This window comes from Actinophytocola sp. (assembly GCF_035942955.1).
GTDB lineage: Bacteria > Actinomycetota > Actinomycetes > Mycobacteriales > Pseudonocardiaceae > DASYTH01.
This window is the reverse complement of the sequence record NZ_DASZCQ010000217.1, coordinates 70996-84048: the sequence shown is the minus strand read 5'-3', so window position 1 is coordinate 84048 and position 13053 is coordinate 70996. Positions and strand designations below refer to the sequence as shown.

At 73.0% G+C, this 13053-nt stretch carries 12 protein-coding genes; 7 read left to right on the top strand and 5 right to left on the bottom strand.

Translation table 11 applies throughout. The features are described 5' to 3' along the window. Window positions 1-20 precede the first annotated feature (20 nt). Window positions 21-917: a serine/threonine dehydratase gene (locus tag VGX25_RS22295; protein ID WP_414635916.1), complete on the top strand. Its 897-nt coding sequence runs from the start codon at window positions 21-23 to the stop codon at window positions 915-917. Here VGX25_RS22295 and VGX25_RS22290 read toward each other — a convergent pair. From VGX25_RS22290 to VGX25_RS22280, 3 genes are all read right to left on the bottom strand, one after another. Next, window positions 914-1816 (bottom strand): LysR family transcriptional regulator, encoded by a 903-nt coding sequence (locus tag VGX25_RS22290; RefSeq protein ID WP_326919806.1) that lies wholly within the window; start codon window positions 1814-1816, stop codon window positions 914-916. The two genes, VGX25_RS22295 and VGX25_RS22290, sit on opposite strands and share 4 nt — an antisense overlap. A gap of 76 nt (window positions 1817-1892) precedes the next feature. Further along, a complete protein-coding gene (locus VGX25_RS22285; RefSeq protein WP_326919805.1) occupies window positions 1893-2525 on the bottom strand; it encodes a response regulator transcription factor in 633 nt (210 codons plus the stop codon). Further along, on the bottom strand, window positions 2518-3651 hold the full coding sequence (locus tag VGX25_RS22280) for a GAF domain-containing sensor histidine kinase (protein ID WP_326919804.1): 1134 nt from the start codon (window positions 3649-3651) through the stop codon (window positions 2518-2520). Before VGX25_RS22280 ends, VGX25_RS22285 begins: the two co-directional genes overlap by 8 nt. Before the next feature lie 145 nt (window positions 3652-3796). Here VGX25_RS22280 and VGX25_RS22275 point away from each other — a divergent pair, with 145 nt between their 5' ends. The 3 genes from VGX25_RS22275 to VGX25_RS22265 are packed head-to-tail and all read left to right on the top strand — an operon-like array spanning window position 3797 to window position 6143. After that, the gene (locus VGX25_RS22275) at window positions 3797-4486 is read left to right on the top strand and encodes an SDR family oxidoreductase (protein ID WP_326919803.1); all 690 of its coding nucleotides are present in this window, start codon (window positions 3797-3799) and stop codon (window positions 4484-4486) included. After that, window positions 4483-5499, top strand: coding sequence for an S-adenosylmethionine:tRNA ribosyltransferase-isomerase (locus VGX25_RS22270; protein WP_326919802.1), 1017 nt, complete (start codon window positions 4483-4485; stop codon window positions 5497-5499). Before VGX25_RS22275 ends, VGX25_RS22270 begins: the two co-directional genes overlap by 4 nt. Before the next feature lie 17 nt (window positions 5500-5516). Continuing rightward, on the top strand, window positions 5517-6143 hold the full coding sequence (locus tag VGX25_RS22265) for a hypothetical protein (protein WP_326919801.1): 627 nt from the start codon (window positions 5517-5519) through the stop codon (window positions 6141-6143). Here VGX25_RS22265 and VGX25_RS22260 read toward each other — a convergent pair. Beyond that, window positions 6121-8799 carry a CHAT domain-containing protein gene (locus VGX25_RS22260; protein WP_326919800.1) on the bottom strand — a complete coding sequence of 893 codons (2679 nt, stop codon included), beginning with the start codon at window positions 8797-8799 and terminating at the stop codon, window positions 6121-6123. The two genes, VGX25_RS22265 and VGX25_RS22260, sit on opposite strands and share 23 nt — an antisense overlap. A 49-nt stretch (window positions 8800-8848) precedes the next feature. After that, a complete protein-coding gene (locus VGX25_RS22255) occupies window positions 8849-10573 on the bottom strand; it encodes a S8 family peptidase (protein ID WP_326919833.1) in 1725 nt (574 codons plus the stop codon). Window positions 10574-10707: 134 nt separating this feature from the next. On the opposite strand from VGX25_RS22255, the gene VGX25_RS22250 reads away from it, so the two are divergent. From VGX25_RS22250 to VGX25_RS22240, 3 genes are all read left to right on the top strand, one after another. Next, on the top strand, window positions 10708-11664 hold the full coding sequence (locus tag VGX25_RS22250) for an NADPH:quinone oxidoreductase family protein (RefSeq protein ID WP_326919799.1): 957 nt from the start codon (window positions 10708-10710) through the stop codon (window positions 11662-11664). Window positions 11665-11899: 235 nt separating this feature from the next. Further along, window positions 11900-12556 (top strand): DddA-like double-stranded DNA deaminase toxin, encoded by a 657-nt coding sequence (locus VGX25_RS22245; RefSeq protein ID WP_326919798.1) that lies wholly within the window; start codon window positions 11900-11902, stop codon window positions 12554-12556. Continuing rightward, window positions 12553-13002 carry an Imm1 family immunity protein gene (locus VGX25_RS22240; RefSeq protein WP_326919797.1) on the top strand — a complete coding sequence of 150 codons (450 nt, stop codon included), beginning with the start codon at window positions 12553-12555 and terminating at the stop codon, window positions 13000-13002. The genes VGX25_RS22245 and VGX25_RS22240 overlap by 4 nt, the downstream gene beginning before the upstream one ends. Window positions 13003-13053 lie beyond the last annotated feature (51 nt).

Sequence of the window (13053 nt, the reverse complement as noted above, 5' to 3'; positions counted from 1 at the left end):
TCATGACCACCTCGACGATCATGCTCACCCCGGCCGACGTGGCCGGCGCCGCGCGGCGGGTGGCGCCCTACGTCCGCCGAACCCCGGTGCTGCGGGCGTCCGTGGACGGCCGCCCGGTCGTGCTCAAGCTCGAGCACCTGCAGCGGACCGGCTCGTTCAAGCTGCGCGGCGCGGTCAACGCCGTGGTCGGCGGGGACGGGCCGGAGCACGTGGTCACGGCGTCGGGCGGCAACCACGGCCTCGCGGTGGCCACCGCGGCCGGGCTGCTTGGGCGCCCGGCGACGGTGTTCGTGCCGGTGACCGTGCCGGACGGCAAGGCCCGCCGGATCGAGGCGGCCGGCGCGCGGCTGGTGCGGCACGGCGCGATCTACGCCGAGGCGGTCGCCGCCGCGCTGGCCGAGGCGGCGGCGATCGGCGGCCGGTGCGTGCCGGCGTACGACGATCCGCTCGTGGTGGCCGGGCAGGGCACCTGCGCGCTGGAGGTCACCGAGCAGGTTCCCGACGTGGACACCCTCGTGGTCGGGGTCGGCGGGGGCGGGCTGGCCGCGGGCACCGTGCTCGGCTCGGGCGGTCGCGCGGTCGTGGCGGTCGAGCCGACCGGGTGCGCCTGCCTGCATCACGCGCTCACCGCCGGCGAACCCGTCGACTCCACTGTGGACTCGGTGGCCGCGTCGGCGCTCGGCGCCACCCGGGTCGGCGGCATCCCGTTCGCCGTGCTGCGGGACTCCGGAGTGCGCTCGGTGCTCGTCGACGACGCGGAGATCCTGGCCGCCCGCGACCGGTTGTGGGAGGAGTTCCGGCTGGCCGTCGAGCCCGCCGCGGCCGCCGGCTTCGCCGCCTGGCTCGCCGGTCGCATCCCCGGCGACCTCCCCTGCATCGTCCTCAGTGGATCGAACACGGACTGGAGCCCGGCCTAGCCGCGCAGGGCCCAGGCCTCGCGCAGGGTGGTGAGGAACGCCTGGACGGACGGGCGGCGGGTGGTTTCCTCGCGCCAGACGGCGAAGACGCGCCGGGAGATGGTGGGATCGACGGGGATCAGCCGGACGTCCGGGGGGACGAAGTCGCCGGCGAGGCGGGGCATGAGGGCGACCCCGAGGCCGGCCGAGACCAGGGCCAGCTGGGTGGGGAACTCGGCCGCCTGGTGGGAGATCCGCGGCTCGTGGCCGGCGTTGCGCAGCGTGGACGTGAGCCACTCGTAGCAGATCGTGCCGACGGTGGAGGCGACCCAGGTCTCGTCGGTGAGCTGCTCGAGGGACAGCCGGGGGCGATCGGCAAGCGGGTGCGCGGCGGGCAGCGCGAGGTCGGCGGGATCGGCGCCGATGTCGGTCTTGCACACGCGATCCGGGACCGGCAGCGGGACGGTGGCCCAGTCGGCGTTCACCACCACGTCGAGATCACCACGGGACACTTTGGACATTGCCTCGTAGGACTCGGTTTCCTGCAAGCGGATTCGCAGCCTGGGATAACGCGTTGCCATCGTCACCAGCACGTCGGGGAGCAGACCCCTTGCCGCGGTGGGAAAGGCGCCGACGGACAGCTCGCCGAGCACCTGACCGCGCCGTTCGTCCAAATCGGACTCCGCTTCGGCGACGGCGCCGAGAATCCGGCGCGCGTGCTTGGCCAGCAGCTCGCCCTCCTCGGTGAGCCGGGCGCGGCGACCGTGCCGCTCGATGAGCCGGCAGCGCGCCTCCCGCTCGAGCTTGGCCATCTGCTGGGACACCGCGGACGGCGTCAGGTGCAGCACGTCGGCGGCCGCGGCCAGCGTGCCCTGATCGGCCACCGCCGCCAGCACGCGCAACCTGCCCAGATCGAACATGCAGTGATGCTAACCCGATCTGACAACGAATATTAACCTGTCCTTCACCGTGAACGTGATGATGGGGGTGGGGCGCTCAGCCCGCCACGAGTCCGGTCCGCACCGCCGCCAGCGCCGCCTGGGTCCGGTCCTGCACCCCCAGCTTCGACAGGATCGCGCTCACGTGCGTCTTGACCGTCTTCTCCGACAGGGAAAGGGCGCGGGCGATCTCCCGGTTGGACCGGCCGCGGGCGACCTCGGCGAGCACCTCCCGCTCCCGCGCGGTCAGCGCCGTGCCGGCCGGCTGGGCCTCGCCTGCGGCGAGCAGGCGGGCCACGTCCGGGTGCAGCAGCACGTGCCCGGCGTGCACCGACCGGATCGCCGCGGCCAGGGCGGGCGGGTCGACGTCCTTGTAGACGTAGCCGGACGCGCCGGCGCGCACCGCCGGCAGCACCGCGGCCGGCTCGGTGAAGCTGGTGATCACCAGCACCCGGGCCGGGTTGCCGCGCTCGCGCAGGCCGTGCAGCGCGTCAAGGCCGTCGGAGCCGGGCATGCGCAGGTCGAGCAGGACCACGTCGGGGCGCAGCTCCTCGGCCGCGGCGACCCCGGCGGAGCCGTCGGCCGCCTCGCCCACCACGGTGATGTCGCCCTGCAGGTCCAGGAACGTGCGAAGCCCTTGCCGGACAACGGGATGGTCGTCGACGAGGAGCACGCGGATCGGCTCAGGCATCGGTCGGCACCGCCAACCGCACCGTCGTTCCGGCGCCGGGGCTCGACGTCACGGTGAGCTGGCCGCTGAGCGTGCGGGCCCGCTCGCGCATCGAGGCCAGGCCAAGCCGGCGGGTGGCCTCGCCGGCGGCGAGCGGATCGAAGCCGCGGCCGTCGTCGGTGACCTCGAGCACCACGTATCCGTTGCGGCACAGCAGGTTTACGTCGATCCGGCCGGCCTCGGCGTGCCGCAGCGCGTTGTGCATGGCCTCCTGCGCGACCCGGTAGACGCCCTCCAGCCGGTCGTCGGACAGGCGGGGCACGCACCGGCCGGCGAACCGCACCTCGGCGTCGTGCACCCGGTCGAGCAGGTCGACCTGCTTGCGCAGGGCCACGCTCAGATCGTCGCCGGTGAGGTCGACCGGGCGCTGGCCGACCACGATCGCGCGGAGCTCCTCGGTGGCCTCCGCGGCCAGCTTGCGCACGCCGTCAAGCACCGCGCCGGCCCGGTCCGGATCCTCGCGCAGCAACGAGGCCGCGGCGTCGGCGGTCAGCCGCAGGCTGAACAGCTTCTGGGTGACCGCGTCGTGCAGCTCCCGGGCGATCCGATTGCGTTCCTCCACAATGGACAGCTCGCGGCTGCGCTCGTAGAGCCGGGCGTTGACCAGCGCGATGGCGGCGTGCGCGGCGAGCAGGCGGAGCAGCTCCTCGTCGGCGGCGGTGAACCCGCCGGGGCGGCGGCTGTTGGCCAGGAACAGCTCGCCCAGGATCTCCTCACCGTCCACAATGGGCATACCGAGGAAGTCGGTCAGCTCCGGATGCGCCGCCGGCCACCAGCCGAACTTCGGGTGGTCGCGGATGTCGGCCAGCCGCACCGGGTTCGGGTCGCACAGCATCAGCCCGAGCAGGCCGTGCTGACGGGGCACCGGGCCGATCGCCGCCCACTGCTCGTCGCTGATCCCGTCGGCGAGGAACTCCCGGAACGAGCCCTTGTTGTCCGGCACGCCGAGCGCGGCGTACCGGGCGTCGAGCAGCCGCCGCGCGGTGGTGAGGATCGTCTGCAACACGTCCCGAACGGACAGATGGGAGGTGACCGCCAGCACCGCGGCGCTCACCTCGCGCAGCTCGTCGCGCTCGATTCCGGTCACACGGCCACGGTACCCAGCCGGCGGCGGTTCGGGATCGGGCCGCGGTCCTAGGTCCAAAGTCCGAGGCCGGTCCGGCCCGCGGCCCGATGGCGGCGGCGGGCGGCGAACCTAGCGTCGACAGCAGAGGAACGGAGGTGCGCACGCGATGCCTGTCGCGATCATCACCGGAGCGTCAAGGGGATTGGGCCTTGCCTTGGCGCAGGGCCTGGCCGAGGCGGGGTGGAGGCTCGTCGTCGATGCCCGCGGCGCGGCGGCGCTGAGCCGCGCGGCCGCGGTCCTCGGCGACGTCCGCGCCCTGCCCGGCGACGTCACCGACCCCGCGCACCGGGCGGCCCTCGTGGCCGCCGCCGACGAGCTCGGCGGCGCGGACCTGCTGGTGAACAACGCCGGCATCCTCGGCCCGAGCCCGCAGCCGCGGCTGGCCGACTACCCCCTCGAGGCGCTGCGTGAGGTGTACGAGGTCAACGTGATCGGCCCGCTCGGGCTCATCCAGTGGGCGCTGCCGGCGCTGCGCGAGAAGTCCGGGTCGATCGTCAACATCACCTCGGACGCCGCCGTCGAGGGCTACGAAGGTTGGGGCGGCTACGGCTCGGCGAAGGCCGCGATCGAGCAGGCCAGCCGGGTGCTCGCGGCGGAGGAGCCGGACGTCCGGGTGTGGTGGGTGGACCCCGGCGACCTGCGCACCCGGATGCACCAGGAGGCCTTCCCCGGCGAGGACATCAGCGACCGCCCGCTGCCGCAGACCGTCGTCCCGGCGTTCCTCCACCTGGTATGCACCCGCCCTGACTCGGGCCGCGTGCGGCTGACCGACCTCGCCGTGCCGGCGCGGGCATGACCGCGCTGGAGTTCACCCTGCCGGCCGAGCTTGAGGCGCACGAGCCGCCCGAGGCGCGCGGGCTGAGCCGCGACCGCGTGCGGCTGCTCGTCGGCCACCGGTCGAGTGACACCGTGCGCCACCACCGGTTCACCGATCTGCCCGGCCTGCTGGCACCGGGGGACGTGCTGGTGGTGAACACCTCGGCCACCCTGCCGGCCGCGGTGGGCGTCACCGGCGGCGAGCTCACCGTGCACTTCTCCACCGAGCAGCCGGACGGCTCCTGGCTGGTCGAGCCGCGCCGCAACACCGCGAAGGCCACCGAGCCGTTCGGCGACGCCGCCGCGGGCGACAGCTACCCGCTGGTCGGCGGTGCCACCGTGACCCTGCGCGAGCCCTACTCGGCCGGACGCCTCTGGATCGCCACCCTCGACACGGCCGTTCGCCCGTACCTCGACGCGTTCGGCGCGCCGATCCGGTACTCCTACGTCCACCGGCGCTGGCCGCTGTCGTACTACCGGACGGTGTTCGGCACCACCCCGGGCAGCGCGGAGATGCCGAGCGCCTCCCGGCCGTTCACCGACCGCATGGTCAGCCGCCTGGTCTCGGCCGGCATCCAGTTCGCCCCGGTGCTGCTGCACACCGGCGTCGCCTCACCGGAGGCCCACGAGCGCCCCTATCCCGAGCCGTTCGCCGTGAGCGCGCACAGCGCCAGAGTGGTCAACCAGGCCAGGGCGGCCGGCGGCCGGATCATCGCGATCGGCACCACGGCGGTGCGCGCCCTGGAAACCGCGGCCGGCGCGGACGGTCTCGTCCACCCGGCCAACGGCTGGACCGACCTGATCGTGACACCCGGTCGAGGGGTACGGGTGACCGACGGCCTGCTGACCGGTTTCCACGAAGCGCAAGCCTCCCATGTGGACATGCTGACCACGATCGCCGGCCCCCGGCTGCTCGACCACACCTACACCGAGGCCATCTCGGCCGGCTACCTCTGGCACGAGTTCGGCGACGTCAACCTGATCCTGCCCTGACCGGGTACCGTCGGGCCGTGGACTGGGTGGCCTGGCACGAGGAATACGACGAACCCGGATCATCGTTGCGGCGCCGGCTCATGGTGGTGCAGCGCCACATTCGGCAGGCGTTGGACGGCCGGCCGCCCGGCCCGATCCGCGTGCTCAGCATGTGCGCCGGGCAGGGCCGCGACCTGCTCGGCGTGCTCACCGACCACCCGCGCCGGGGCGACGTGCGGGCCCGGCTCGTCGAGCTGGACCCCCGCAACGCCGCGCTGGCAAGGAAAGCCGCTCCCGCGGGCGTCGAGGTCGTCACCGGCGACGCCGGGCTCACCGCCGCCTACGACGGCGTGGTCCCCGTCCACCTGGCTTTGGTCTGCGGCGTGTTCGGCAACATCTCCGACGAGGACATCCGCCACACGATCACCGAGCTGCCCCGCCTCTGCGCGCCGGGCGCCACCGTGATCTGGACCCGCCACCGCGAGCCCCCCGACCTGACACCGGCGATCCGGGAGTGGTTCGCCGACAACGGGTTCGAGGAGCTGGCCTTCCACCCCGACCCGGATTCCTCCTCGACGGTGGGCGCCAACCGGCTGACCGGTCCGGCCCTGCTCTACCGCCGCGACACCAGGCTGTTCGAGTTCATCCGGCACCCAGGCAGATGAACGGGCGGCGGAAGGGGTCGGCGGCGATGGCTTCGGCGAGGGCGACGGCGGGGCGGGTGCCGGCGGCGACGCTGGTGTGGTAGTCGACCATGGCGGTGGCGGCGGCGAGGTCGCCGACGCGGCTGATGGCGGCGACGACCGTGCGGACGCCGCCGGCCAGCAGGGCGCCGGCGAAGCCGAGGGCCTCGTCGCCGGGGCGGATGTGGTTCATGGCCAGCTCGCACGCGGCGAGCACGACCTGCCGGGGTGGCTCGCGCAGGCGGGACAGCTCGTGGGCGAACAGCGGGCCGTCGGCCAGCTCGAGGCGGGAGAACAGGGCGTTGGTGGGCTCGTGCGCGCCGTGCGCGGCGAGGTGGGCGATGCCGGCGCCGTCGAGGGCGTCCAACACGGTCGACACGGTGGCGGCGGTTCCGCTCAGCCGCACGGAGTTCGGGTAGATTGTCCGAAGTGGACCCTCTTCGGCGATGGCCTCGGTGAGCAGCGGGCCGCGGGCGAGCACGACCCGGTCGCCGTGGTGCTCGCCTCGTTCGGCGGCCAGCCAGGCGGTGGCCGAGGGCGCGACCACGACGGGGCAGCCGGCCAGCGACGGGAGGCTGCCCCACGGTACGGCGTAGAGCGCGCCGGTGGGCACGACGATCAGCTCGCGGCCGCCGGTGAGTGTCGACAGTGGACGGACGAGCTGAGTGTCCAGCGCGCGGGCGGCGGTGCGGACGCTGCGGTCGAGCAGGCCGTGCAACGGGCGGACCAGCTGCGCGTCAAGGGCGTCGGCGGTGCGGCTGGCCGATCTGGCCACCACCGCGGCCATCGCGCCGGGCAGGCTGTCCGGCGCCAGCGCGTCGAGGTCGGCGTGCAGCCGGGCGGCCCACTCACCGGCCAGGCTCGCCGAGCCGAGGCGGACCAGCCGGGCCCTCGACGCGGTGGCCACGACGGCGACCAGCTCGTCACCGGAGGTCGCGAACGTGATCAGCGCCCGGTCGCCGAGCGCCGACGCCACGTCGGCGAAGGTGGCCACCGGTTTCGGCCGGCCCCACGGGGTGGCGTACCAGCCCTGGCTCACGATCTCCCGCTCCAGCATGGCCACCTGGCGGGCCTGGCGCCGCGCCGGCCGCCCGGCCACACGTTCCAGCTGCACCGCCCGGCGCTTCGAGCGCAGCTCGTCGACCTTCTCGGCCAGCACCGGGTCGTCGATCGTCGGCATCGGCTCATAGCGGTACACCTGCGCCCTGGTGCGCTCCAGCCAGCCGAACAGCTGCCGGACGTTGGTGCGACCGGCCTGCAGCACCAGCCGGGTGCCCAGCTCGCCGAGCTCCTGACCGTGGATCGCGGTGCCGCACACCAGCTCGAGGCCACCCATCCGGTCCCTGGCCCGGCCCAGCTCGGCCAGCCCGGCCCGCGCCTCGGCCAGCGCGGCCCGCGGATTTCCCTCCGCCACGGCCAACTCCGCCCGGCACAGCCGGCGCAGCATCCGATGGTCCACAGGGGACGTCGCACGTGGACGCCGCACCTGGTCGAGCAGCAGGGCGGCCGCGGCCGGCTCGCCCCGCGCGATCTCCAGCCGCACGGCCAGCATCAGCGCCAGCTCGGTCTCGTCCTCCAGCATCAGCGCGCGCAGGTGCTCGGACAGCTTGACCGCCTTGGTGGGCAACGACTCCGGGATCCGGCGGGCGCCGAGCGCGGCCACCGTGGCGGCGCGCAGCTCGGCGAGCGCGGCGATGGCCGCCCATCTGGTGTTGCCGCGCCGGGTGAAGCGCCGCTCCGCCGACCGCGCCAGCCGCGCGGCCCGCCGCACGTCGCCCTCGAGCAACGCCGCCGCGGCCCTGGTCACCTCGGCCTCGGCGACGTCCTGCCCGGCCCGCCGCCTGCGCAGCAACGGCAGCGCCTCGTCCAGATGCCGGGCCGCGTTCTCCACCAGCCCGGCCGCCAGCAGCGCCCGCGCCTGGTCCAGCCGCACCACGGGAAGCATCCCGGGCGCGCGGGTCTGGCAGCTGCGAGCGGTGTCCTCGTAGTACCGCAACGCGGTCGGCATGTCCCCGGTCATGTAGGCGACGTAGCCGAGGTTGTGCCGCGCCTTGATGCCGATGATCGGGTGCACCTCGTGCTGGTCGCACAGCTCGATGCAGCGCTCGAGGGCGCGGGCGGCAAGCCGAGGCTGGGCCCGTCCGATGTGGGCAAGGCTCTGGTTGAGGTACAGGCTGGCCAGCACGTTGGGATCGCCGAACCCGCTGGCCAGCCCGCTTTCCAGCCACTGCGCGGCGACGTCGAGCTCCTCGAGGCCGTCGTCGATGCGACCGGCCCTGATCAGCAGGAACCCGCGCTGCTGCAGCACGGCGCCGGCCAGCTCGGTGCGCCGCGCACCGTCCGGAATGGTCGCCAGCAACGCGTCCGCGGCGTCGAGATGCTCGAGCCCGACCGCGATCGGCCCGCCCTCCGTCTCCGCGTATGCGAGGCTGACCAGCACGTACACCCGCAACGCGGTCAGCTCGACGTCGCCGGACGCGTCCAGCGTGTCGAGCACGGCAAGCGCCTCCCGAAGCAGCCGGCGCGCCTCGGCGAAGCTGTACGCGTAGGTCGCGTCGCGGGCCCGCCCGCGCAGCGCTGCCGCCTGCCGGAGGACCTGCTCGCGGGCCGCGTCTCGCGAGCTGCGCCCATCCGACATGCTCAGTACGTTACGGGCTGCGCGGCGCGGTCCGACGCGGGCCTGGAGATCAGTTGTGCCACTTGTTTTCGGCCAGCTTCGCCCTCGTCTCGGCCAGCGCGGCCCTCGCCCGCTCGAAGCGCTCCTCGTCGGTCTTCCCGTCCGGCCGGTCGGCAAGGCATCCGGCCAGGATGCCGGCCACCACCGGCGTGGCGAAGGACGTGCCGGCCCATACGGCGAACCCGGTCCTCAAGTCGTCGTTGTCCGGACCGGTCCGTGGCCGCTTCTGCCCGTTGCCCGACGCCGGCTCCGCCTCCAGCTCGGCGTCCGGGTCGGGAACCACCACGTCCGGACCCTCGGCGCCCTCCCACAGCGGCACGGTGCTGACCACGGCGTTGCCGGGCGCCCAGCAGGTGACCCAGTCGCCCTCGTTGGAGAACGCCGCGACGGTCCGGCCGGACGCGTTGAGCGCGCCGACCGCGACGAGCAGCTCGTTGCCGTTGTTGGAGCCGTCGGTGTTGAGCGCCATGGCGGCCGGCACGAACGGCCGGGTGGTGGCGTCGTTGCCGGCGGCGGCCACCACGGCGACGCCGAGATCGGTCAGCTTCTTGACGGCCCTGGCCAGCCGGCTGCTGATCAGCTGGTTGCTGGCCTCGGGGTAGAACCCCAGCGACAGCGACACGACGTCGATCAGCTCCTCGGGGCGGTTGTCGGTCAGCGCGGCCTTGTGCCGGTCGTGCAGCCATTCCAGCGCCAGCAGCACCGAGGCGTCGGAGCCGATCCCGTCGGTGTGCAGCACCCGCAGCGACAGGATGCGCGCGTCGGGGCAGTTCTGGAACACCAGCCCGGCCACGAACGTGCCGTGCCCGGCGACCGAGTCGGTCAGCCCGAGCAGCGGCTGGATCACGTCGCGCTCCTCGAACGGCGTCAGCCGCGGCGGCTCGGGCGCGCCACTGGCCAGTGCGACCGCGGCCTCCTGGTCGGACAGCAGCGTCTGGAACTCCTCGGAGACCTCGATCACCGGGTCCGGGTCGGCCGGCGCGAGGGTGAGCCACGGGTGGTCTCCGATGCCGGTGTCGAGCACCGCCACGACCGGGCGCCGGCCGGCCGGAAGCTGCTTGGGATCACCGCAGCGCTTGGGCTCCGGCACGAACACCCGCACCGGGTTGCGCGCTCCGGTCGCCAGCGACAGGCCCGCGCTGCCGTTGCCGAACGGCATCCCGAAGGATCCGTTGCCGAACGGCGACGCCACCGAGCCGTTGCCGAACGGGGCCCCGCCGACCTCCACGGCCGCGGCGGCCACGAGGTGCTCCAACTCGATCACGTCGACGTCCGCTTCCGCGGCGTCGAATCCGGCCATCGAACGGCGCAGCGCGACCAGCGCCGCCCACGGGTCGGGCGCGCGATCGGACAGCCTGTCCTCACGCGACAGCAGCAGGATCGGAATCTGGAGGTCGGGGCTGAGCCGGTCGCGCGCCTTGCACCACGTCGGCGTGTCCGGCAGGACGACCTTGAGCTCGAAGCCCAGCGGCTCCAACGCCTTGTTGTACCGCTCGATCACATCCGGCAGCAGCGCCTGTCGCAACGGGAGCAACAGCGTGTCCGCTCGGTACACGGTGGACTCCACTCGGCGACCGCTCGGTCCCACGACGGCGGTCGAGGGGTCGAGCAGCCTGGCCCGGTGCCGAACCAGCACATCGGCGGGAAGCCCGAGAAACTCCGGAACCCGGCCGCGGCTCGCCGGATCCCTTGTGCCGTCGCCGACCTTCGTTTCGGCCGGAAGGCGTATCTCCATCGTCACCCCAAGATCGTCGTCACGTCGGTTCACTTACCTAGGTCGACGAGTCGACCGAGGGCGTAACGGTTTTCGCGGGAGAGGCTAACGGACACCCATTCGGGTGCGATCCCGGTGGCCATAGGGTGATGTGCGTGCGCGCTATTCAGATCACCGAGTTCGGCGGGCCCGAGGTGCTCAACCTGGTGGAGGTGCTCGAGCCGAAACCGGAGCCGGGGCAGGTGCTCATCGACGTGTCGCGGGCCGGCGTCAACTACGCCGACACGCACAACGCGGACAACTCCTATCTGGCGCCGGTCAGCCTGCCGTTCATCCCGGGCGGGGAGGTCGTGGGGACGACGGCGGACGGGCGGCGGGTGGTGGCCCTGCTCGCCGGGGCCGGCGGGTACGCGCAGCGGGCGGTGGCGCCGGAGGACTGGGCGTTCGAGGTGCCCGAGAGCGTCGACGACGTCAGCGCGCTCGGGTTGATCGTTCAGGGGACGACGGCGTGGATGCTGCTGCGGCAGTGCGCGCACCTGCAGCCGGGGGAGTCGGTCGTGGTGCATGCCGCGGCCGGCGGCGTGGGCACGCTCGCGGTGCAGCTGGCGCGGTCGCTGGGGGCCGGGCGGGTGATCGCGGCGGCGAGCTCGGAGCGCAAGCGTGAGCTGGCGCTCGAGCTGGGCGCGGACGTGGCGGTCGATCCGGCCGCGGAGGACCTCACCGCCGCGCTCCGCGAGGCGAACGGCGGCCGGCGGGTCGACGTCGTGCTGGAGATGACCGGCGGGCGGGTGACCGACCAGAGCATCGCGGCGCTCGCCCCGTTGGGCCGGTTGGTCTTCTTCGGCATGGCCAGCCGGGAGGCGCCGAAGCCGATCGACCCGCGGAACCTGCTCGGCCACTCCAGCACGGTGGCCGGGTTCTGGCTGCCGCACGCGTTCACCAAGCCGGGCCTCATGCAGCGGGCGATGACTGAGCTGATCACCGCGGTGACCGACGGCAGCCTGCGGGTGATCCCCGGCGGCGACTACCCGCTCGCCGAGGCGCGCCGGGCCCACGAGGACCTACTGGCCCGCCGGACCATCGGCAAGCTGGTTCTCGACCCCAACCGCTGACCGGCGCTCACCGGCGATCTCGCGCACCGCCAGCGCCTCGGAATGTCCTCAGTGGACGGATGGCCGGGTACGACTGCCCCGCGCTCGCGCTGGATCCGGACGAGCTAACCGACCCTCACCCACATGAGGGACGACCATTGCCGCGATATGACTGCGAACAGTAGCGTCCTGACTACTCACCATGCTCGAGGGTCAGGAGCCTGCGCCGGTGTCCTCCAGGTCCGTGCTGAGCCCGATGCGGCTGCTGATCACCGCCGCCGGGCTCGCCGTGGCACTCATCGCCGTGCTACTCCTGCTGAACTGGTGGATGGTCAGCTGCGGCCGGCTCGCCTGCGACATCAAACCCGCATGGGCCGCCGCCGAAGCGTCCACCCCGGACAGCTGCCCACCCAACCTCAAAGCTGCCGCGTCCGACGCGGTCTGGGCGCGCGGCGTCTACGACAACCTCCCGGCATGGCGGCCAGCCGACCCGGCAACCCATCGGCCGGCCGACAAGACCACGGGATGGTTCTTTGCCGAAGGCTTCTCCACAAGGAAGCTGATCAGCGGCGAAGGCAGCAAGGCCGAGCCCGATCCGCTGTGGCAGGAAGCGGTCAACCTGCTCGGCGCCGCTCAAGGTGTTGCCCATCCACCGAACCCACGGGCACCGCATCCAGCGGCTTCGCACAGCGAGACGAAGGCCGCTGTATGGATGCGGCAGAACAAGATCACCTACGCCGTCGCGGTGATCAACAACACGCGTGGACCCTGCGGCCAGGAAGCACCCCAGGACTACCCTTGCACCGCGGCTATTCCAGCAATCCTGCCGGTGGGTAGCACAATGGTGGTGTGGTGGTGGGCCGCCCAGGACGGCCACATGACTTCGGCCACCTACGAGGGGACGGCACGATGACGGCAATGGTGGAACGCGCTGCCACCATGCTTGGCGGCGACACCTACCGACGCGAGGTCTTCGCCGCCCACGAGTTCGACCGGCTTGTGGACGCGGCGCTCGTGGACGGCGGGGGTGTAGCGCAGCGCGTGGTGTGGGCGCAGGCCATCCCGGATCCATATCCGCGTGGCTGGGTGCCGGAGACCGTTCTCGTGGTAACCGTTCGCGAGAGTTGGGGCGCGCTGTACTACCGCGGCAACGACCATCGAGCGTGGATCACCGAGAACCCGCAGCCGTCGCCCGATGCGCCCGTGCTGATCTTCGATGACCAGGCACCAGCCGACTTTCCGGCCGATGCCGTGCTCCCGGTCGATCAGATTCGCGCCGCCGTTGAGGAGTACGTGCATACCGGAGAACGTCCGACCTGTGTGCGATGGCGGGAACCTGACCGGTACATGACCTGGTAATGCGACAGCCGGCCAGGTCCGATGGTCGGGGTGCCGCATTGAGTTGTCGAT